This is a genomic window from Pantoea sp. NPDC088449 (assembly GCF_044753225.1).
Lineage (GTDB): Bacteria > Pseudomonadota > Gammaproteobacteria > Enterobacterales > Enterobacteriaceae > Pantoea > Pantoea floridensis.
Genome location: NZ_JBIVMT010000001.1, coordinates 19,404 through 40,805, shown reverse-complemented (window position 1 = coordinate 40,805; position 21,402 = coordinate 19,404). Strand labels below are relative to the sequence as shown.

21 protein-coding genes are annotated in these 21,402 nt (G+C 56.1%); 5 read left to right on the top strand and 16 right to left on the bottom strand.

Annotated features, from left to right (window positions below):
• Window positions 1-23 precede the first annotated feature (23 nt).
• Together dinB and ACIP6T_RS00210 are read right to left on the bottom strand one after the other, a co-directional pair.
• Entirely contained in the window at window positions 24-1,076 is a 1,053-nt protein-coding gene (dinB, locus tag ACIP6T_RS00215) for a DNA polymerase IV (protein WP_400454705.1), read from the bottom strand.
• Between the two features lie 98 nt (window positions 1,077-1,174).
• Window positions 1,175-1,966: an FkbM family methyltransferase gene (locus ACIP6T_RS00210; RefSeq protein ID WP_400454702.1), complete on the bottom strand. Its 792-nt coding sequence runs from the start codon at window positions 1,964-1,966 to the stop codon at window positions 1,175-1,177.
• A gap of 312 nt (window positions 1,967-2,278) precedes the next feature.
• Between ACIP6T_RS00210 and dpaA the strand changes: the two genes are divergently transcribed.
• Complete coding sequence (dpaA, locus tag ACIP6T_RS00205; RefSeq protein WP_097094820.1) at window positions 2,279-3,022, top strand: peptidoglycan meso-diaminopimelic acid protein amidase; 744 nt, start codon at window positions 2,279-2,281, stop codon at window positions 3,020-3,022.
• On the opposite strand, the gene ACIP6T_RS00200 is transcribed toward dpaA, so the two are convergent.
• Both ACIP6T_RS00200 and lpcA read right to left on the bottom strand, forming a co-directional pair.
• On the bottom strand, window positions 2,993-3,760 hold the full coding sequence (locus ACIP6T_RS00200) for a class II glutamine amidotransferase (protein WP_097094821.1): 768 nt from the start codon (window positions 3,758-3,760) through the stop codon (window positions 2,993-2,995). The genes dpaA and ACIP6T_RS00200 overlap by 30 nt on opposite strands.
• A 51-nt stretch (window positions 3,761-3,811) precedes the next feature.
• Entirely contained in the window at window positions 3,812-4,390 is a 579-nt protein-coding gene (gene lpcA, locus ACIP6T_RS00195) for a D-sedoheptulose 7-phosphate isomerase (RefSeq protein ID WP_097094822.1), read from the bottom strand.
• Between the two features lie 243 nt (window positions 4,391-4,633).
• Between lpcA and fadE the strand changes: the two genes are divergently transcribed.
• A complete protein-coding gene (gene fadE, locus ACIP6T_RS00190) occupies window positions 4,634-7,078 on the top strand; it encodes an acyl-CoA dehydrogenase FadE (RefSeq protein ID WP_400454698.1) in 2,445 nt (814 codons plus the stop codon).
• 42 nt (window positions 7,079-7,120) lie between these two features.
• On the opposite strand, the gene mtnK is transcribed toward fadE, so the two are convergent.
• Window positions 7,121-8,320, bottom strand: a complete 1,200-nt coding sequence (gene mtnK / locus ACIP6T_RS00185) for an S-methyl-5-thioribose kinase (RefSeq protein ID WP_400454696.1) — start codon at window positions 8,318-8,320, stop codon at window positions 7,121-7,123.
• 105 nt (window positions 8,321-8,425) lie between these two features.
• Between mtnK and mtnA the strand changes: the two genes are divergently transcribed.
• Window positions 8,426-9,445 carry an S-methyl-5-thioribose-1-phosphate isomerase gene (gene mtnA, locus ACIP6T_RS00180; RefSeq protein ID WP_400454695.1) on the top strand — a complete coding sequence of 340 codons (1,020 nt, stop codon included), beginning with the start codon at window positions 8,426-8,428 and terminating at the stop codon, window positions 9,443-9,445.
• An 88-nt stretch (window positions 9,446-9,533) separates the two neighbouring features.
• Here the strand turns inward: mtnA and ACIP6T_RS00175 are convergent, their stop codons facing one another.
• From ACIP6T_RS00175 to ACIP6T_RS00165, 3 genes are read right to left on the bottom strand one after another with little or no spacing between them, the layout of a single operon-like run.
• Complete coding sequence (locus ACIP6T_RS00175; protein ID WP_400454692.1) at window positions 9,534-10,076, bottom strand: 1,2-dihydroxy-3-keto-5-methylthiopentene dioxygenase; 543 nt, start codon at window positions 10,074-10,076, stop codon at window positions 9,534-9,536.
• Between the two features lies 1 nt (window position 10,077).
• Entirely contained in the window at window positions 10,078-10,761 is a 684-nt protein-coding gene (mtnC, locus tag ACIP6T_RS00170; protein ID WP_400454689.1) for an acireductone synthase, read from the bottom strand.
• Window positions 10,758-11,372 carry a methylthioribulose 1-phosphate dehydratase gene (locus tag ACIP6T_RS00165; protein ID WP_097094828.1) on the bottom strand — a complete coding sequence of 205 codons (615 nt, stop codon included), beginning with the start codon at window positions 11,370-11,372 and terminating at the stop codon, window positions 10,758-10,760. The genes mtnC and ACIP6T_RS00165 overlap by 4 nt, the downstream gene beginning before the upstream one ends.
• Before the next feature lie 130 nt (window positions 11,373-11,502).
• On the opposite strand from ACIP6T_RS00165, the gene ACIP6T_RS00160 reads away from it, so the two are divergent.
• The gene (locus ACIP6T_RS00160) at window positions 11,503-12,663 is read left to right on the top strand and encodes a pyridoxal phosphate-dependent aminotransferase (protein ID WP_400454687.1); all 1,161 of its coding nucleotides are present in this window, start codon (window positions 11,503-11,505) and stop codon (window positions 12,661-12,663) included.
• A complete protein-coding gene (locus tag ACIP6T_RS00155) occupies window positions 12,651-13,421 on the top strand; it encodes an amidohydrolase (RefSeq protein ID WP_400454685.1) in 771 nt (256 codons plus the stop codon). Before ACIP6T_RS00160 ends, ACIP6T_RS00155 begins: the two co-directional genes overlap by 13 nt.
• A gap of 43 nt (window positions 13,422-13,464) precedes the next feature.
• On the opposite strand, the gene katG is transcribed toward ACIP6T_RS00155, so the two are convergent.
• From katG to ACIP6T_RS00115, 8 genes are all read right to left on the bottom strand, one after another.
• Window positions 13,465-15,663: a catalase/peroxidase HPI gene (gene katG, locus ACIP6T_RS00150; protein WP_400454682.1), complete on the bottom strand. Its 2,199-nt coding sequence runs from the start codon at window positions 15,661-15,663 to the stop codon at window positions 13,465-13,467.
• A 355-nt stretch (window positions 15,664-16,018) separates the two neighbouring features.
• Window positions 16,019-16,354 (bottom strand): hydroxyisourate hydrolase, encoded by a 336-nt coding sequence (gene uraH / locus ACIP6T_RS00145; protein WP_097094832.1) that lies wholly within the window; start codon window positions 16,352-16,354, stop codon window positions 16,019-16,021.
• Window positions 16,351-16,845 (bottom strand): 2-oxo-4-hydroxy-4-carboxy-5-ureidoimidazoline decarboxylase, encoded by a 495-nt coding sequence (uraD, locus tag ACIP6T_RS00140; protein ID WP_400454680.1) that lies wholly within the window; start codon window positions 16,843-16,845, stop codon window positions 16,351-16,353. The genes uraH and uraD overlap by 4 nt, the downstream gene beginning before the upstream one ends.
• A gap of 10 nt (window positions 16,846-16,855) precedes the next feature.
• Window positions 16,856-18,115, bottom strand: coding sequence for an allantoate amidohydrolase (hpxK, locus tag ACIP6T_RS00135; RefSeq protein ID WP_400454677.1), 1,260 nt, complete (start codon window positions 18,113-18,115; stop codon window positions 16,856-16,858).
• A complete protein-coding gene (locus ACIP6T_RS00130; protein WP_345827219.1) occupies window positions 18,112-19,347 on the bottom strand; it encodes an alanine--glyoxylate aminotransferase family protein in 1,236 nt (411 codons plus the stop codon). Before ACIP6T_RS00130 ends, hpxK begins: the two co-directional genes overlap by 4 nt.
• A gap of 21 nt (window positions 19,348-19,368) precedes the next feature.
• Window positions 19,369-20,100 (bottom strand): amino acid ABC transporter ATP-binding protein, encoded by a 732-nt coding sequence (locus ACIP6T_RS00125; protein WP_064740345.1) that lies wholly within the window; start codon window positions 20,098-20,100, stop codon window positions 19,369-19,371.
• Complete coding sequence (locus tag ACIP6T_RS00120) at window positions 20,081-20,737, bottom strand: amino acid ABC transporter permease (RefSeq protein ID WP_007887184.1); 657 nt, start codon at window positions 20,735-20,737, stop codon at window positions 20,081-20,083. The genes ACIP6T_RS00125 and ACIP6T_RS00120 overlap by 20 nt, the downstream gene beginning before the upstream one ends.
• Entirely contained in the window at window positions 20,734-21,399 is a 666-nt protein-coding gene (locus ACIP6T_RS00115) for an amino acid ABC transporter permease (protein ID WP_400454674.1), read from the bottom strand. Before ACIP6T_RS00115 ends, ACIP6T_RS00120 begins: the two co-directional genes overlap by 4 nt.
• Window positions 21,400-21,402: the final 3 nt, after the last annotated feature.

Below are 21,402 nucleotides of genomic sequence, written 5' to 3'. Positions count from 1 at the left end.
AGGGCGTGCACCAGCGCGCCCTGTTATAACCCCAGCACCAGCTGCCGCTCCAGCTGCGGATCCACCATGGTGACATGCAATCCCACCAGCCTGACACCGCGCCCTGCCCGACGATCATTCCAGGCCTGACGCGCGACGGCGATCATGTCCTCTTTATTCAGCACCGGCCAGACATGTTCCTGCGTGGTCTGCTGGAAATCGTTAAACTTCAGCTTAACGCCCTGGCGGGCAATCTGCTTATCCGGCTTGATGGCGGTTAAGCGACGCTCCAGCTCAGCGTAGAGAAAATCAATAATTTCCAGGCACTGCTCCCAGTGATGAATATCTTCCATTAACGTGCGCTCAACGCCGAGGGATTTACGCTCACGCTCCACCACGACATTTCGCTCGTCAATGCCGTTGCTGCGTTCCCACAATATGCGGCCAAACTTGCCAAAGCGCTTGAGCAGCAGGGCAAGATCGGCCTGCTGCACATCGGCGCAGGTGCGTAAGCCCATCTCTTCCAGCTTTTTGGTGGCGACTTTGCCAACGCCGGGGATCTTACTCAGCGGCAGCGTCAGTAAAAAATCAGACATGGCGTCAGGCGTTATCACATATTGCCCATTGGGCTTGTTGAGATCGGAGGCGATTTTGGCAAGAAACTTGATGGGCGCGATACCGGCAGAAGCGGTCAATCCGGTTTCGCGCAGAATATCCGCACGAATGGCCTGCGCCATCAGCGTTGCCGAGCCCTGGCAATGCAGGCTGTCGGTAACATCAAGGTAGGCTTCATCCAGCGAGAGCGGTTCAATCAGCGAGGTATAGCGCGAGAAGATGTCGCGAATCTGGTGCGAAGCTTCTTTATACGCATCAAAGCGACCGGGCAATAAACGCAGATGAGGGCAAAGTTTTAGCGCCATGCCGGTGGGCATCGCGCTGCGCACGCCATACTTACGGGCCGGATAGTTGGCGGTACTGATCACGCCACGTCGCTCATGGCTGCCACCAATTGCAATGGGGATATCACGCAATGAGGGATCATCGCGCATTTCCACCGCCGCATAAAAGCAGTCCATATCGACATGAATGATTTTCACGTGTGTAACTAACCCAGATTAAAAATAAGACCTCATTATAATACTGGATATTTGTACAGATGCAAAAGTGTTCACAGAGCGCGCATGTGGGATTAATTTCAGGGATTAATCACCATTCCTTTATCGCTGATGGTGATATTTAAACGTTTGTTAGAGGGATGTTGTGCGATAGCAAGCTCACCAAATAGCTCGACTTCATAGCCCAATTCCCCGCGCACAAAGTCCAGCAAGCGGTTACGTTTTGGAACGAATGCTTTGAGCTGCTCTCGCCAGACTTCGAACAAAATGGGCGGATAAGCAGACGTTTCAAGCCAGTGACGAGCGCCCCTGAGTACTTCAAGTTCCAAACCTTCAACATCCACTTTAATGAGGTGCGCGCCAGGCAATTCCAGACTATCCAGCGTTGCAATACGCACAGATTCACTCTCGGTTAATTTGGTACTTAATACCTGCCTTTGGGCACGAATTTCAGCATCCAGAGAAAGCGCACCAACATTAATCTCGGTTTGCATATCCAGCACCGGAACATCAATTTCACCATTGGTATCACCTATTGCCATCTGCCTTGCATGACAATGAAACAGCTGATTGATAAACAGGTTGGCGCACAGCTGATAAAACACCTGGCGCTGGGGTTCGAAGGCATATAACGTGCCACCCTGCTCACGAATATGGTCACCCATCGGCACCGACCAGGCCCCCAAATTGGCCCCGACATCGATCAACACCGGGCGATCTATCCCTTTGATGAGTAATTTTGAGAGAGAGACCATTGCCGGTTCCCATGGAGTGCCATTCCTGAGATGCCGATTAATCAGGTCAGGACCGGGCGACAACATATAATGAAGATCCTCAACCTGATAAACCGAAGGGGCCACCGAGAGATTCATAGATTTTTTCCTGCTGAAAGGGTTTGGCGCAGTATAAGGAGGTGGCTGACCCCTTCCGACAAGACCGTTCTTGTTTGCTGCTCGGATTATAAATTTTAACCTTCGTACAAAATGCGCGAAATTTTTGTCGGACTAATTAAAGTTTACAAATTTATGGCCGCATTCCCTTTAGGAACGCGCCATTTTCTCGGACACTGGCTTGATTAAAAGCCAGACAATGTTAATGTTGCGCAGCGATAGCGGATATTTCCGATAATGCAATACCCAGACGCGCAGCGTCATCGTCTCTCTTCACATCAAGGTATCTACAGAATGGGCAGAATCGCATTATTGCTTGCGATGATTCTTATGCCGCTCCTTAGCTGGGCAATTAACCCCGAGCCTACGCAACCGCTGGCTCCGGTGAGCAAAGAGTTAAAGAAACAACTGATTGGAACCCCGGTTTTTATTCAGATTTTCAAGGAAGAGCGTACGCTGGAACTGTACGGCAAAATCGGTAATGAATATCGTCTGCTGGACAGCTATCGCATCTGTAATTTTTCTGGCGGTTTAGGACCTAAACGTCGTCAGGGCGATTTTAAAAGTCCGGAAGGCTTTTATAACGTTAAGCTTAACCAGTTAAAACCCGATAGCCGTTTTTACCGCGCCATTAATACCGGTTTCCCTAACCAGTACGATCGCGCTAAAGGTTATGACGGTAAGTTTCTGATGATTCACGGTGATTGCGTATCGATTGGCTGCTACGCGATGACTAATGCGTCAATGGATGAGATCTTCAACTATACCAACGCCGCGCTGCGTAATGGTCAGCAGGAGATTCAGGTCAACATCTATCCATTCCGCATGACTGAAAGCAACATGCAGCGCCATCGTTATTCAAGCGATATTAATTTCTGGCGTGAACTGCAGCCGGGCTATGCCTACTTTGTGAAGTACCGCGTGCCGCCAACGGTGAACGTGACGGCAACCGGCCAATATGCGGTGAACAACACGCCGGTGATATCGACACCGGATGCTGCCTCGAAATCATTCCTGGCGCTCACCCAGGCAAAATAACGCCCACTCGCCTGGCACTATCCGGTGCCAGGTTTCATTCCCCGTTAATGGCTGTGTGGCAATCACTGTCACCACATCTTGCGGCGTAGTCTGCTGCTGAAAATCAATTTCTACGTCCTGATCGAGCAGCGTCGCTTTGCCAAACGGCGCGCGGCGCGTGATCCAGTAAAGATTGGTAGAGCAGAAGGCCATTAGGTAACGCCCATCCGATAACAGCATGTTAAATACGCCCTTCTCACGCATTTCTGCAGCCAGCTCTGCAATATAGCGAAACACCGCAGGCCAGTTACCCGGCGTGCGCGGATAGCGCTCGGTAAGTTTGTGCAGAATCCAGCAAAACGCCTTTTCACTGTCGGTTTCGCCAATAGGACGGAAGGGCCCGGTATCCAGCTGGCGATAGCCTTTCAGCTGCCCATTATGGGCGTAAGTCCAGTTACGGCCCCACAGCTCACGCGTAAACGGATGGGTATTTTCCAGCGACACTTCACCGCGATTCGCCTGGCGGATATGCGCCACCACCGAATGCGATTTGATGGGATATTCCTGCACCAAACGGGCAATTGGCGAGTTAAAGCTCGGCTGCGGATCTTTGAACGTGCGGCAACCTTTGCCTTCGTAAAAGGTGATGCCCCAGCCATCTTTGTGCGGCCCGGTTCCACCGCCACGCTGCACCAGACCGGTAAAACTGAAACAGATGTCCGTAGGGACATTGGCGCTCATCCCGAGCAATTCGCACATAGCAACCGCCTTAAATGAGTCCCTCTCGCAAGCGGCGAGAGGAACACGTCATTACTTAACCATCTCTTTTTCGATTAACAGCATCAGGATATGAATCACTTTAATGTGGATCTCCTGAATGCGGTCGGCATAGCCAAAGTGCGGCACGCGAATTTCGATGTCCGCCGAGCCCGCCATCTTGCCGCCATCTTTGCCGGTCAGGGTGATCACTTTCATCCCTTTGGCGCGGGCAGCTTCAATTGCTTTAATAATGTTGGCGGAGTTACCCGAGGTAGAGAGCGCCAGCACCACATCCCCTTCACGGCCCACCGCTTCGATGTAGCGTGAGAACACATAGTCATAGCCGAAATCGTTGCTGACGCAGGAGAGATGGCTGACATCCGAAATGGCAATGGCTGGATAACCAGGACGATTTTCACGATAGCGCCCAGTCAACTCTTCAGCAAAATGCATGGCATCGCAGTGTGAGCCGCCGTTACCGCAGGAGAGCACTTTGCCACCTGCTTTAAAGCTATCGGCAAGCAGAACCGCAGCGCGCTGAATCGCATGAATATTGGCTTCGTCACTCAGGAACGTAGTGAGCGTATCGGCTGCTTCATTGAGTTCTGAGCGAATAATGTCCTGATACATAGGGATGTCCTTTAGAGGAAAGATTGACCCAGCAAGTTTAACGGAATGGGGCTAAGCCGCAAAGCGCCAGCACCGAGGAAAAGCGCGATGGCTGAAGGAAGTTTGGCAGTTGTTGCCGTACACGCAATGAATTTGTGAGTTGGGTTGTAATTGCGATGTAAACAGATTGATAAATTTTGCCCGCTATTCTAAACCTACACCCATAACAGGTCAGACCTCTTACTACTTATGGAGTGGTTCATTATGTTGGTTGCCTCAATTGTTGCGACGCTAATTTTACTTAGCGTCTTGTTTTACCACCAAATCTCCCTGCAGCTGAGCAGCGTCATATTGCTGCTATGGACCGGCGCACTCGCGGCCGCTGGCCTCTGGACCCCGTGGCTGCTGGTGCCGCTGGCGATTATCCTGCTGCCGTTTAACCTGCCTGCACTGCGCCGCAGCATGTTTTCAAAACCGGCGCTGCGCAGCTTCCAGAAAGTGATGCCACCGATGTCACGCACCGAAAAAGAGGCGATTGACGCGGGCACCACCTGGTGGGAAGGCGATCTGTTCCGCGGAAAGCCGGATTGGCAGAAGCTGCACAACTATCCGCAACCGCGACTGACCGAAGAGGAACAGGCCTTTATTGATGGCCCGGTGGAAGAAGCATGCCGCATGGCGAACGACTTCGAAATCACCCATGAAATGGCCGATCTACCGCCGGAGCTGTGGGCGTATCTGAAGCAGCATCGCTTCTTCGCCATGATCATTAAGAAAGAGTACGGCGGCCTGGAGTTCTCAGCTTATGCGCAGGCGCGCGTGCTGCAAAAACTGGCCGGCGTTTCCGGCATTCTGGCGATTACCGTCGGCGTACCAAACTCACTTGGCCCAGGCGAGTTACTGCAGCATTACGGTACCGATGAGCAGAAGGATCACTATCTGCCGCGTCTGGCACGCGGTGACGAAATTCCCTGCTTTGCGTTGACCAGCCCGGAAGCCGGATCTGATGCCGGCGCTATTCCTGATACCGGCGTCGTGTGCATGGGTGACTGGCAAGGTCAGCAGGTGCTGGGCATGCGCCTCACCTGGAACAAACGTTATATTACGCTGGCACCGATCGCGACCGTACTCGGCCTGGCGTTTAAGCTTTCCGATCCGGACCATCTGCTGGGCGAGACGGAACAGCTGGGGATTACTTGTGCACTGATCCCTACGCACACGCCTGGCGTGGAGATTGGCCAGCGTCATTTCCCGCTTAATGTGCCGTTCCAGAACGGCCCAACGCGCGGTAAAGATATCTTCGTACCCATCGATTTCATCATCGGTGGTCCGTCGATGGCCGGCCAGGGCTGGCGTATGCTGGTGGAGTGCTTGTCTGTAGGCCGTGGTATTACGCTGCCATCCAACTCTACCGGCAGCGTGAAGAGTATGGCATTGGCAACCGGTGCCTATGCGCACATTCGCCGCCAGTTCAAACTTTCCATCGGTAAGATGGAAGGGATTGAAGAGCCGCTGGCACGCATCGCCGGCAACGCCTACGTGATGGACGCCGCTGCGACGCTTATCACCAGCGGCATCATGCTCGGTGAGAAACCGGCGGTGCTGTCAGCGATTGTGAAGTATCACTGCACCCATCGCGGCCAGCGCGCCATCATCGATGCGATGGATATCGCCGGTGGTAAAGGCATCATGCTGGGCGAAAACAACTTCCTGGCCCGCGCTTACCAGGGCGCGCCGATCGCCATCACCGTGGAAGGCGCCAACATTTTGACGCGTAGCATGATTATCTTTGGTCAGGGCGCCATTCGCTGCCATCCATGGGTGCTGGAAGAGATGAACGCCGCGGCGAAAAACGATTTGATTACCTTTGACCGCGCGCTGTTCAGCCATATCGGCCACGTGGGCAGCAATAAAGTACGCAGCCTGTGGCTGGGTTTAACCGGCGGCCGTACCAGTGCCACGCCAACCCGCGACGTTACGCGCCGCTATTATCAGCATCTCAACCGTTTAAGTGCCAACCTCGCGCTGTTGTCGGATGTATCGATGGCGGTACTGGGTGGCAGCCTGAAGCGTCGCGAACGCATCTCGGCGCGCCTCGGCGATGTACTCAGCCAAATGTATCTGGCATCGGCCACGCTGAAACGCTATGACGATGAAGGCCGTAACGAGGCTGATTTACCGCTGGTGCATTGGGGGGTGCAGGATGCGTTGCATCAGGCCGAGGTAGCGATGGATGATCTGCTGCGCAACTTCCCAAATCGCATGGTAGCCGGTGCGCTGCGTCTGGTGATTTTCGCTGGCGGTCATCACTGCCCTGCTCCATCAGATAAGCTGGATCATAAACTGGCGAAACTGCTGCAACTGCCCTCCGCCACGCGCACCCGTTTAGGCCGCGGCCAGTATCTGGCACCCAGCGCGCACAATCCGGCCGGTCAGCTGGAGCAAGCGCTGCAGGATGTCATGGCAGCAGAAGTAATTCACGATCGCCTGTGCCAGCAGCAGAAAAAACATCTGCCGTTTACCCGGCTGGATGCGCTGGCGCAGCGTGCGCTGCAAGAGGGATGGATTGATGAGAGCGAAGCCCAGGTACTGGTGCGCGCTGAAGCAAGCCGCCTGAAAGCGATTAACGTGGATGATTTTGCTCCCGAGGCGCTGGCGGTCCCCAAGCCGCAAAGCAAGCCTAACCCACGAGCAAGTGAAGCCGCATAAAAACGAAAAGCCTCCTTCTGGAGGCTTTTTTTTATCAGAAATTCAGCCCGCCTGGCGAATCCGCGCAATCAACGCATCAACATCCGCAACATGATCGGCGGCTAAAATCAGCGTGCGTCCCAGCGTTATGCAGCTGCGGATGCATTCAGTGCGCATCGTCACATCTTCAATCTGTTTGAAATCCGCAACATGTGACATACCTACGGTACGTCGAATCAACTCAGTGCCGCAGTAGCCAATGGTGTCGCGCCAGACTTTTTGCAGGAACGATGCGGCATAGCCGGGATAAGCCAGCGCCACGTCGGTGGTTTTTTCCTGTGCCAGCTCAAGGAAGCGGCTAGCAAAGTGGCTCCAGATATCGTGTACGTCACTCAAGCGACGCTCACGCCCTTCCGCCGCTTCACGCGGGGCCAGCAGGCCCGGCAGGCAGCAGTAATTAATCAGCAGGTTGCCAATAGCGCTGCCGACGTCAAAGCCGATCGGTCCAAAGTAGCCAAACTCGGCATCGATCACTTTCAGGCTGCCATCTGCCACGAAGATCGAGCCACTATGAACATCACCGTGCAGCAGCGCTTCCGCATCAGCGAAAAAGCGGTGCTTCAGTCCCGCGACGGCGATTTTGAGTGCGTCGTCGGTGCGCAGGCTAACCACCAACGATTCCAGCGCGGTGGGATAGCTGTTGCGTTCGTGATCGGTAAAGGGATCGTTGAAGAACAGGTCTTCTGTAATTTCACACATTTCCGGATTAATAAAACGCGCGACTTCCGCTTTTTTCTTGTGGGGATGCAGGAAGAAATCGGAAGTATGGAACAGCGTCTGTGCGAGATATTCCCCTACCTGACGGCCTGCCAGCGGGTAGTAGGCGCCTTTCACCAGCTCGCCGCGCCAGATGCGATAGCTGGAGAGATCTTCCATCACCATCACCGCTAAGTCTGCGTCGTAATGCGTGATGTTAACGGTGTGCTGAGGACAATATTTGTAGTGTTCAACCAGCGTCTGCGCCTCCAGACGCGCGCGATCCAGCGTGAGCGGCCATGACTCGCCCACGCAGCGCACATACGGCAGCGCCTGCTTGACGACCACACGGCTGCGGCCTTGATTATCGAAAATCTTAAATACCAGGTTGAGATTGCCATCCCCGATCTCTTCAGCGCTCACCAGCGTGGACGGGTCGTCAACACCGCCAAATTTTTTAGCATATTCCACAGCATCGGCAGCGGTGAACGTACGGTATTGCGACATTGCCTGTTCCTCGAGTTTCGATAGTAATAAGCCGTTCAGACGTCTATACATCCGTTAAGCATGTTGGCACAATAGCCAGCATCAACGCAACAGGGATTTCACATCATGCAAACACTTCGCACCACCAGCCTTGAGGTCCGCAATAATCAACTGTGGATCCTTGACCAGCAGGCGCTGCCGCAACAGAAAAACTGGCAGCCTGCGCATAGCGTTGCTCAGCTGGTTGATCATATTCACGCCCTGCGCGTGCGCGGAGCGCCATTGATTGGCCTCTCCGCCAGTTTGTTGCTGGCGCTGCTCGCCGAGCAAGGTGCAACGCGCCCCGAACTGGCTGAAGCGCTTAACGTGCTGCGCGCCGCTCGTCCAACGGCGGTGAACTTAATGAACAATCTTGATCGCATGAAAACGGCGCTCGCTGAGCACGATTATGGCGCGGCGCTCAGTGCCGAAGCACTGCGGCTGGTGGCGGAAGATAAACAGCTATGCGACAACATCGCTCGCGCCGGGAGCACGCTGGTGAAACCGGATAGCCAGTTGCTGACGCACTGTAATACCGGTGGGCTGGCGACGGCGGGCGTCGGTACGGCGCTCGGCGTGATTGCCTATGCCCATCAGCAGGGCTTGGTGAAAAATGTCTGGGTAGATGAAACCCGACCGCTGCTGCAAGGTGGGCGTTTAACCGCGTGGGAACTTGGCGAGCTGAATATTCCCTATCAGTTGATCACCGATTCGATGGCCGCCAGTTTGATGGCGCGCGGCGTGGTCGATGCGATTTGGGTGGGTGCGGATCGCATTGCTGCCAATGGCGATGTGGCGAATAAGATTGGCACTTACAGCCTGGCCGTGCTGGCGCAGTATCACGGCATTCCCTTCTATGTGGCGGCACCGCATACCACGCTGGATCGCTTATGTCCGAACGGTGGCGCAATACCGATTGAACAGCGCGCCGCCAGCGAAGTGACGGGCGTAGCGGGCAGTTTTGGCAGCGTGCAGTGGGCACCCGCCAACGCAGCGGTGTATAACCCGGCGTTTGACGTCACGCCTGCAGCGCTGATTAGCGGTTGGGTGCTGGATACTGGCGTGGTCACGCCAGCGCAAGTTCAGGAAGGGATTTTTCAGCCGTAAGCTGATTGCCGTTGATTAGTGGTCGTCATAAATGACGACCTTACGGTTGGCACATGGTTGTAGGGGCGGCATTCATGCCGCCCCATGATCACGCCAGGCGCGGATAGGCATCGGCAATCTTGTCGCCGGTAAAGTTCGCTACCCAGCCTTCCTGGTTATCGAAAATACGAATCGCAGTAAAGTGCGGCTCAGATCCCATATCAAACCAGTGCGCGGTACCCGCTGGCACGGAAATCAAATCGTTCTTCTCACACAGAATCTGATAAACCTCGCCATCCAAATGCAGGCAGAACAGCCCTGACCCCTCAACGAAGAAACGCACCTCATCTTCGCTGTGCGTGTGTTCATTGAGAAACTTAGCGCGCAACTCCGCTTTCTGCGGATTATCCGCCCGCATGCTCAGCACGTCCCAGCTCTGATAACCCTTCTCAGCGACCAGTCGATCTATCGCATGTTGATAGGCGTTAATCACCGTCTCTGCATCGGGATTCGCCCCCAAATCACGATCGGCTTCCCAGCGTTCAAAGCGCACGTTTTTAGCATTCAGGCGGTCGCGAATCGCTGAGGCATCGGTGCTGTGCCACACCGGCTGATGGGCTTCGGTATCGGTAAAAATGGTCAATGCGCTCATGTTAAATCGACTCCGGTTTAATCTGGGAAAAATCATTTACCTGGTGATGACGACTGGCGTTATCCGCCTCGCCACGAATTAACTGCACCGTGTGCCAGCCCGCTTCCGCCGCCGCGTCGAGTTCCTGATGGATGTCCGACAAGAACAACAACGAGCCCGGCGCGTGGCCGATTTTTTCGGCGATAGTGCGATACGATTGCGTTTCACGTTTCGCGCCAACGCCGGTATCAAAATAGCCGCTAAACAGCGAGGTTAAATCACCTTCATCGCTGTAGCCAAATAACAGTTTTTGCGCGGCGATCGATCCGGAGGAATAAACATACAGGCTAATACCTTGCTGCTGCCAGCGTTCAAACGCTGGCAGCACATCGGGATAAAGGTGGCCGGTAAACTGGCCGTCAACATAACCCGCGCGCCAGATCATCCCCTGCAATGCCTTGAGGCCCGGCGACTTGCGATCTTCATCGATATAACCCATCAGCGTGGTAATCAGCTCATCAAGCGTGGCCTGCGGTGTGCCCGCTTCGTCACGCACCGCGTTTAGTGCGGCAGCCACATCTTCATCTGCATGCTTCTCGCGCACAAAGGCGGCCAAATGCTGGCGGGCATAGGGGAACAAAACGCTGTGCACGAACTGGATATCGCTGGTGGTGCCTTCAATATCGGTAACAATGGCGCGGATCATTTAGCCTCCAGCAGGCGACGTTGCAGTTCACATTCAAACAGGAATTCCAGCCCTTCCAGGTGGCGGCGCGCTTCGTTCACATCTTTGCCCCAGCAGGTCAAGCCGTGGCCGCGCAGCAAAAAGCCATATTGCAGCGGGGTGTTTGCTGCAAAGGCGGCAATACGCTGCGCCAGCGCGTCAATATCCTGATCGTTATCGAATAAAGGAATGGCAATGGTATTAAGGTGCGTCTGCTGGCCGGCCAGCGTTTTCTGCATTTCATAGCCACTTAACCGCAGCGCATCTCCCTGCTCAACGCGCGACAGCACGGTGGAGTTGACGGTGTGGGTATGCAATACCGCGCCAGCTTGGGGGAAAAGGCGATAAATCAAGGTATGCAAACCGGTTTCCGCCGATGGCGTGCGCCCGGATGGCACGGCGTTATTCGCAATCTCTACCTGAATAAAATCATCACGCGTCAGGCTGCCTTTATCTTTCCCTGACGCGCTCAGCAGACAATATTCTGCGTCCTGCCGCACCGACATATTACCGCCAGTGGCGGGTGCCCAGCCTTTGCCACCAATCCAGTGGCAGGCGGCCACTAAATGCTCCAGTGGGAGAAAATCCGTCATAGCGATATACAGGCTCCGCAGGTTAGTTTAGACGTCTAAGCGTCTCGATTGCCAAATATTAACATCCTGTTTATAGTGGCAGCAACACAGGGTTTCTCCGCAACGACATTCGCGCTTAAGGCCACAAATAATGACGCAGCACAACCTGATCCCCGAGAGCAAATTACCGGCGCTCGGCACCACCATTTTTACGCAAATGAGCGCGTTAGCCCAGCAGCACAACGCTATCAATCTTTCGCAGGGCTTTCCCGACTTCGACGGTCCACGCTATCTGCAAGAACGTTTGGCCTATCACGTTAGCCAGGGCGCGAACCAATATGCACCGATGATCGGCGCGCTGCCACTCCGTGAAGCCATCGTAGAGAAAACCGCCGAACTTTACGGCCACAAGCCCGACGTTAACAGCGACATTACCGTGACCGCCGGCGCTACCGAAGCGCTCTACGCCGCGATCACCGCGCTGGTACGCCAGGGCGATGAAGTGATCTGCTTCGATCCCAGCTATGACAGCTATGCACCTGCTGTTCAGCTCGCCGGCGGCGTGTTGAAACGCGTCGCGCTGCAGCCACCAGAATTTCGCGTTGATTGGTTTGAATTCCGCACGCTGCTAAGCGCCAAAACCCGCTTAGTGATTCTGAATACGCCGCACAACCCTTCCGCCACCGTATGGCATAAAAGCGATTATGCCGAACTGTGGCAGGCGATTGCAGAGCAGGAAATTTATGTGCTGAGCGATGAAGTCTATGAACACATCTGCTTTGCCGACGAAGGTCACACCAGCGTATTAGCGCATGCCGACCTGCGTCAGCGCGCTATTGCCGTGTCGTCATTTGGTAAAACCTTCCATATGACCGGCTGGAAAGTGGGTTATTGCATCGCACCAGCCGCGATCAGCGCCGAAATCCGCAAGGTGCATCAGTATTTGACGTTTTCAGTCAATACGCCAGCGCAGTTAGCGATTGCCGATATGCTGCGCCAGGAACCCGAACACTATCGTGAGCTGTCAGCGTTCTACCGTGGCCGCCGAGATCGGCTGATCGCGGCACTCGCGGGCAGCCGGTTTAAGGTGTTACCGTGTGAAGGCACCTACTTCCTGCTGGTGGATTACGGCGCCATTTCCGATCTGGATGACGTGAGTTTCTGCCAGCTGCTGACCAAAGAGGTCGGCGTGGCGGCCATCCCCCTTTCGGTGTTCTGCGCCGATCCTTTCCCGCACAAGCTGATTCGCCTGTGCTTTGCCAAACAGGAAGCGACGCTCGACGCCGCTGCGGAGCGCTTATGTCAGCTTTAAAAATTACCGTTCTGCAGGAAACGCTGAGCTGGATGGATGGCGCGGCTAATTTGCACCATTTTGATGGCGTACTGAAAGGTATTGAAGGCCGCGACATCATTCTGCTGCCAGAGATGTTTACCACCGGCTTTGCCATGGAAGCCGCCGAAGGCTCGCTGCCGCAGGATGACGTGGTGGCGTGGCTGCACGCACACGCGCAAACCAGCAATGCTTTAGTCGGCGGTAGCGCAGCAATTCAGACGGCGAAAGGCGCGGTTAACCGTTTCCTGCTGGTGGAACCCAACGGCACGCTGCATCAATATGACAAACGCCATCTGTTCCGCATGGCCAATGAACATCAGCACTATGTGGCGGGTGAAACGCGCGCAGTGTTTGAGTGGCGCGGCTGGCGCATTCTGCCGCAAATATGTTACGACCTGCGCTTTCCGGTATTTTCGCGCAATCATAATGATTACGATCTGGCACTGTATGTCGCCAACTGGCCAGCGCCGCGTGCGCTGCATTGGCAATCACTGCTGCTGGCGCGTGCGATTGAGAACCAGGCTTACGTCGCCGGCTGCAACCGCGTTGGCAGCGATGGCAATCAGCATCAATACAGCGGCGATAGCCGGATTATTTCGCCACAGGGTGAGATTCTGGCAAGCGGTGAGCCTTTTGCACGCGCGCGCCTCGACGCTGAGCTGTCACTGGAAGAGCTACAAGCCTACCGCGAACGCTTCCCGGCGTGGCGCGATGCGGATGCTTATATGTTGAAGTAATAAAAAACCCCGGCTAGCCGGGGGTTTATTTTGGTTTATTGAATTACAGCTCGAACCGATCCAGATTCATCACTTTCGTCCAGGCAGCGATGAAGTCGGCCACGAATTTCTGCTTCGCATCGCTGCTGGCGTAAACTTCCGCCAGGGCGCGCAAAATAGCGTTCGAACCAAACACCAGGTCGGCACGTGTGGCGCTGAACTTCACTTCTCCCGTCAGACGATCGCGACCTTCAAATAGCTCCTCGCTCTCATCGGTAGCTTTCCATGCGGTACGCATGTCGAGCAGATTAACGAAGAAGTCGTTGCTCAGCACGCCAACGCGATCGGTGAACACGCCGTGCTGGCCGCCGTCAAAGTTAGTCCCTAACACGCGCAAACCGCCAATCAATGCCGTCAGCTCTGGCGCACTCAGCGTCAGCTGCTGCGCTTTATCCAGCAGCAACGTTTCCGTCGAAGAACCTTTGGCGATGCGGCGATAGTTACGGAAACCATCCGCCAGCGGCTGCAGGAAGTTGAACGACTCGATATCGGTTTGATCCTGACGCGCATCAACGCGGCCTGGCGTAAACGGAACTTGTGTCGCCACACCCGCCGCAGCTGCAGCCAGCTCGATACCGACGCTGCCCGCCAGCACAATCACGTCAGCGAGTGAAGCTTTGCCCGATTCCTGCTGAATCTTCTGCAGGGTCGGCAGTACATCACTAATAACGCTGGCGTTGACCGCCCAACCGTTTTGCGGAGCCAGTGCCAGACGCGCACCGTTTGCACCGCCGCGTTTGTCACCACCGCGGAAGGTTGATGCCGAAGCCCAGGCGGCAGAAACCAGCTGGCTTACGCTCAAACCTGACGCCGCAATACGCGCTTTGATATCGCTAATATCCGCCGGCGTTGGCTGATGAATGGCCTGCGGTAACGGATCCTGCCAGATCAGATCTTCTTTCGGCACTTCCGGACCGATGTAACGCGCTTTCGGCCCCATATCACGGTGCGTCAGTTTGAACCAGGCACGAGCAAAGGCTTCGTTAAACGCCTGCGGATCGTTGAGGAAGCGGCGCGAGATCTTGCCGAACTCTTCATCAAAACGCAGCGTCAAATCGGTAACCAGCATGGTCGGCTTGCGTTTTTTCTCGGGATCAAACGGATCCGGGATAATCGCTTCGGCATCCACCGCTTCGAACTGAATCGCGCCTGCTGGGCTGTGCGTCTGTACCCACTCGTATTTGAACAGGTTTTCGAAGAAGTAGTTGCTCCACTGCGTTGGCGTTTGTGTCCACACCACTTCCAGGCCAGAAGTAATGGCATCTTTGCCGACGCCGCTGCCGTAGCTGCTGCTCCAGCCAAGGCCCTGCGCTTCAATCGGTGAGGCTTCCGGATCGACACCCACATGGCTGGCCGCAGCCGCGCCGTGGGTTTTACCCAACGTATGACCACCGGCGATCAGCGCGACGATCTCTTCATCGTTCATGCCCATGTTGCCGAAGGTGGCGCGAATGGCCGGTGCGGCGGATTTCGGATCGCCGCTGGCTTCCGGACCTTCCGGGTTAACGTAGATCAGACCCATTTCAGTCGCGCCCAGCGGAGCGTTAGCCAGCGCTTCGGGATGGCGATGTGCCAACCATTCGGTTTCGTGGCCCCAATCCACATCCATATCCGGTTCCCACACGTCTTCACGACCGGCACCAAAGCCGAAGGTGCGGAAGCCGGCGTTTTCCAGCGAGACGTTACCCGCCAGAATGTAGAGATCGGCCCAGGAAATTTTCTGACCGTATTTTTGTTTCACCGGCCACAGCAGACGACGCGCTTTATCAAGGCTGACGTTATCCGGCCACGAGTTAAGCGGGGCAAAACGCTGCTGCCCACGCCCTGAACCGCCGCGACCATCGATGGTGCGATAGGTGCCCGCGCTGTGCCACGCCATGCGAATGAACAGCCCGATATAGCTGCCCCAGTCGGCTGGCCACCAGGATTGCGAATCGGTGAGAATGGCGCGGATGTCGGCTTTTAATGCGGAGTAATCAAGTTTGCTGAATTCGTCGCGGTAGTTGAAGGTATCACTGAGTGGGTTGGAACGGTTGGAGTGCTGGTTTAACAGATCGACACGCAGCATATTGGGCCACCAATCGCGGTTAGATGTCCCACTACCGGCGCCGCGTGCTAATACGCTCTTCTCTTCTGAAGCCCCGTGATGAAAGGGGCATTTACCTGAGGCTGCTGCATTATCGTTATTGTCGTGCGTGCTCATTTTTCGGCTCCATTGGCTTCACATTGCTTTCTTTAATGCGACTAAGATTAGCCGCACTTGAGCCAAGAATATATTTGGATGAACCGAAGGTTTTGATAGTTACTGGCTTTCAAGCGCAGCCGTGTGATGCAGTGCGCATTTATACAATTGGTCGCCATGAATGGCGCCTCTACAACCGCCGCAGCCACGTTTGTCAGGTGCGCATTTGTGCAATTGGTCGCCATGAATGGCGACCCTACGACCGCCGCAGCCACGTTTGTCAGGTGCGCATTTATACAATTGGTCGCCATGAATGGCGACCCGACGGTTTTTATAGGGTGCGCATTGATGCGCACCAGGCGTACTACAGCGCGGATCAACTACCGCGGTACGTCGACCACGACCACGGCGAAATCAGAAACGGCAGATGATAGTGGCTGCCCGTCGCGCCAATCACGAAATCGATCTGCGCACTCACATACAACGCATCACGTCCTGCACCCGCAAAATAATCGCCGATCTCTGCCGTCAAACGATAATGACCGGGCGCGAGCGGCTCGGGCGTTAAATCTTTGATGCGCCCGTCGCTGTCGGTTTCGCCTTCCACCAGCGGCAGCCAGCCTTCCGGGCTGTTTTGCTCGAGCGAAACCGCCACGCCAATCGCTGGTTTTCCCAGCGCGGTATCCAAAATGTGGGTAGTAATGGTGCTCATCTGATGCTCTCCTTCAGGCGTAATAGGGTGATTTCGCGCAGCTGCGCCAGCGCTTCACGCTGTTCACTCTCCGCATCATTGTTCAGCCGGCGCTGTAATTCCGCCAGCATCTCCTCGCCGCTGCGCCCTGTGGCGCGAATCAGGAATACCCGACCAAAACGCTGCTCGTAGGTTTGATTGCCCGCCAGCATCGCCAGCTGCAGTGCGCCGCTAGCCTGCTGCATCGCTGACTGCTCCTTGCGCGACAGCGCTGCATCTTTATCTGCCCCCGCCACCTTATCACCAATGCGCGGGTGGGCGCTCAGCGCCTGACTCAATTCATCAGCATGCCACAGCTGTGCCAGACGATCGGCGGTTGCCTGCAGCGCCGCCATATCGGCAAAAGGTCGCGCTGCCACCAGCGCCTGTTGCCAGGCCGGAATCGCCACGCAGTGCGCAATCGCCGCCTGTGCCGCTTCGGGTGGCAACTGATTAAAGCTGACCAAATCCATATTTGTTCCTTTATACGCGGGCGATATCGCAAACTGCTTGCAGATAGGCCTGCACGCCCAGCGCCACATCGTCAGCCTGCACCGATTCCGCCGGATGATGGCTAATACCGCGATGATTGCGCACAAACAGCATCCCCACCGGCCAGCGCTCGGCGATGGCAATCGCATCATGACCCGCGCCGCTTGGCAGCGACAGGCTGCGCCCCTGCACGGTTTCCACCGCATGGCTCAGCGCCTGCTGCAAGCGCGCATCACAGGCGGTGGCGGCAATGTGGTAATACTCGTTGGCGCTGAAGGTTAAGCCGCGACGCAGCGCAATCGCCTGCGCCTGAGTCAGCAGCGTCGAGAGCAAGCGCTCCAGCGGCTCATCCTGCGGACCGCGCACATCGAGCGAAAGCTGTACTTCACCGGGAATCACGTTAACCGCACCCGGCAAGCAGCTTAGCGTGCCCACCGTCGCCACCAGCTGCGGATCCTGCTGCTGCGTAGTGTGTTCAATAAACACCATCCATTCGGCAGCGGCGGCCAGCGCATCTTTGCGATGCGTCATCGGCACGGTGCCGGCGTGGCCCGCTTCGCCAACAAAACTGCAGTTCAGACGACGCGCGCCGTTAATCGCGGTAACTACGCCGAGCGCCAAATCTTCCTGCTCGAGACACGGACCTTGTTCAATATGCAATTCCAGATAGGCCGCGATGTCATTCACCTCGCGCGCCGCGTCGAGGATTTTTGCTGCATCGAAACCGACATCCTGCATCGCTTCCGCCACGGTGATACCGTTGCCATCCGGATGCGTGACCCAACTTTCGGGCCAGCTGCCGGTAATGCCACGGCTGCCGAGCAGCGTAATGCCGAAACGCGTGCCCTCTTCATCGCCAAAGCCGACAATCTCTATCGCCAGCGGCAAACGCTGCTGACGATCGTGCAGCCACTGCACGGTTTCGATAGCGCTTAACACGCCGAGCATGCCGTCATAGCGACCGGCATTGCGCACCGTATCCAGATGCGAACCGAGCAGCAGCGCCTGCGCGCCCGGCTGCGCCGCTTCATAGCGGCCACAGATGTTGCCCACCGCATCCTGCCACGTCGTCATGCCCGCAGCCTGCATCCACTCAGCCACGCGTGCGTTAGCGCGCAGCTGTTCCGGCGACAGATAAACGCGCGTCAGCCCCTCTTCGCTTTCACTGATCGCCGCTAACGTGTCACAGCGCGCCATGACGCGCGCGGCGGCAGATTGTGCCTCGCTGGCGCTCATCAGGCTTTGTGTCATGCGCGGCTCCCGTAGAGATCCCACGCCGCCTGCAGCGCGGCGCCTTGCGTGGTGCGGAAACCCACGTGATTCAGCACCGCTTCCAGCGCGCTGAGGGTTTGCATCACGCAATCTTTGCGCGCGTTGTAACCCATAGTGCCGATGCGCCACACTTTGCCGTGCAGCGGCCCAAACGAAGTGCCGATTTCGATGCCGAAATCTTCCAGCACCAGTTTACGTACCCGATCGCCATTCACGCCCTGCGGGATCACCACGCCGAGCACGTTATTCATTTTGTGTTTAAGATCGCCGAAGGTTTCCAGGCCCATGCCCTGAATGCCTTTCAGCAGCGCATCGCCGTGCAGCTTATGGCGTGCGATACCGTTATCAACTCCTTCCTGCATCATCAGCCGCGCACATTCTCGTGCGCCAAACAGCGCGGTGGTGGCTTCGGTGTGGTGGTTGAGGCGTTCCGGGCCCCAGTAATCCATGATCATGCCGAGATCGAAATAGTTGGAGTAGATCATCTCGTCGTCGCCATCCTGATGATCGGCAGTGCGGATGCCCTCCTCCACGCACTTACGCTTGCGGATCGCCGCTTCCATCTGCGGACTGAGGGTGATCGGCGAGGTGCCGGACGGTCCACCAAGGCATTTCTGCATGCCAGCGGAGACCGCATCAAGGCCCCACGCATCGGTTTCCAGCGCATTACCGCCGAGCGAGGCGGTGGCATCAGTATAAAAAAGCACGCCATATTTCTGGCAAATCGCGCCCAGTTCTTCCAGCGGCTGCAGCATGGTGGTGGAGGTGTCGCCCTGCACCGTCAGCAGCAGGCGCGGCTGCACCTTTTTGATCGCATCTTCAATCTGATCCGGGGTAAACACTTCGCCCCACGGCACTTCAATGGTATGTACTTCCGCGCGGCAGCGACGGGCAATTTCACACAACAGGTGACCAAAACGGCCAAATACCGGCACCAGTACTTTGTCGCCTGGACGGATCGCCGACAGCAGGATCGCTTCGATTCCGGCGCGCGAGGTGCCGTCGATCAGCATCGTCCAGCGGTTTTCAGTGCGAAATACGCCACGGTACAGCGCCATCACTTCGTTCATGTAGTGCGTCATCGCCGGATCGTACTGACCAATCAGCTGGCTCGACATGGCGCGCAGCACGCGCGGATCGGCATTGATCGGGCCCGGTCCCATCAGCAGACGCTGTGGTGGATTGATTTGCGAAAATTGGCTGATATCCATGTTGTATTCCTTAATGAAAACCTAGAGGCGGACCGTGGAAATAAACTGCTTCAGCTCCGCAGTTTGCGGATTGGCGAACAGCGTTTTGCTGTCGCCCTGCTCCCAGACGCGCCCCTGATGCATAAAGACCACGCGATCGCCCACGTCGCGGGCGAAGTTCATTTCATGAGTGACGAGAATCAGCGTCATGCCTTCGGCGGCCAGCTGCTCCAGCACTTTCAGCACTTCGCCCACCAGCTCGGGATCGAGCGCTGAGGTGATCTCATCACAGAGTAAAACTTTCGGCTGCATCGCCAGTGCACGGGCGATCGCCACGCGCTGCTGCTGGCCGCCAGACAGATTGGCCGGGTAGTAATTGATGCGCTCACCAAGGCCGACTTTTTCCAGCATCTGCGTCGCCAGCGCGCGGCATTCGGCTTCGCTTTTCTTCAGCACGCGGCGCGGTGCCAGCATCACGTTTTCCAGCGCCGTCATGTGCGGGAACAGATTGAAGTTCTGGAATACCATGCCGACCGAACGGCTGATTTCCCGCGCCTGCGATTCGCGATCGGTAATGGTCATGCCGCCCAGTTTGATGCTGCCATCCTGATAGCCTTCCAGCCCATTCATGCAGCGCAGCAAGGTACTTTTGCCCGATCCGCTGCGGCCAATAATCGAGATCACTTCGCCGTGATCGACATCGAGATCGACCCCTTTCAGCACGTGATTATCGCCGTAGTACTTCTGTACCTGATTAATGGTGATGAGCGGCATTGAATTTTTTCTCCAGGTACTGGCTGTAACGCGACAGCGGATAACACATCAGGAAGTAACCGAGCGCCACTAGGCCAAACACCTTGAAGGGCTCATAGGTCACGTTATTCAAAATGGTGCCGGCTTTGGTCAGCTCGACGAAACCGATAATCGAGGCCAGCGCGGTGCCTTTAATCACCTGTACGGCAAAACCGACCGTGGGCGCGATGGCGATACGAATCGCCTGCGGCGCCACCACGCGAAACAGCGTTTGACCAAAGGTCAGGCCGAGGCAGCGCGACGCTTCCCATTGTCCTTTTGGCAGGGCGCGAATGCTGCCGTACCAGATATCCACCAGAAACGCGCTGGTGTAGAGCGTTAATGCCAGCGAGGCGGCGGTCCAGGGCGCTACGTCAATGCCGAACAAACCGACGCCGAAGAAGGCGAGGAACAGCTGCATCAGCAGCGGCGTGCCCTGAAACAGTTCGGTGTAAGCGCGCACCAGGCGCATTGGCCATTTGCGTTTCAGCAAGCGCATAAACAGCAGCGGCAAGGTCACCAGCGTGCCGCCGAAAAACGCCACCAGCGAGAGTAATATTGTCCAGCGCGCCGCCAGCAGCAGGTTGCGCAGGATGTCCCAGTCGGTAAACGTCGTCATGCCGGCTGCGCTCCTAACCATTTACGTCCCAGCGCCAGCAGCAGTTGGCGCATGGCAATCGACAACGCCAGATAGATCAGCGTGGTCACGAAATAGACTTCAAAACTCAAAAAGGTGCGCGACTGAATCAGGTTGGCGGCGAAGGTCAACTCTTCGTACGACACCTGCGACACCACCGATGAGCCGAGCATCACAATGATGCACTGGCTCACCAGCGCCGGATAAATGCGCTGCAGCGACGGCGGCAATACCACGCGGATAAAGGTTTGCGTGCGGGTTAAGCCCAGCACGCGCCCCGCTTCCCACTGGCCGCGCGGCGTCACCTGAATCCCGGCGCGAATAATTTCGGTGCTGTAGGCACCCAGATTAATCAACATCGCTAGCAGTGCAGCTTCGCCCGCCGTCAGTTTCAGACCAAGATTGGGCAAACCAAAGACGATAAAAAACAGCTGCACCACAAACGGCGTATTACGAATCAGTTCAACGTATACGCCCCAGATGCGGCTCGCCCAGCTCGGTTTGCCGCTACGCAGCGCCGCGCCGAAAATGCCGAGGCTTACGCCGCCCACGGTGGCGAGCACGGTGATCTGAATCGTGACCCACAGCCCGGCCAGTAGCTCTGGCCAATGTGGCCAGAGATCGGCAAAGTTAAGTTGCCCCATGTT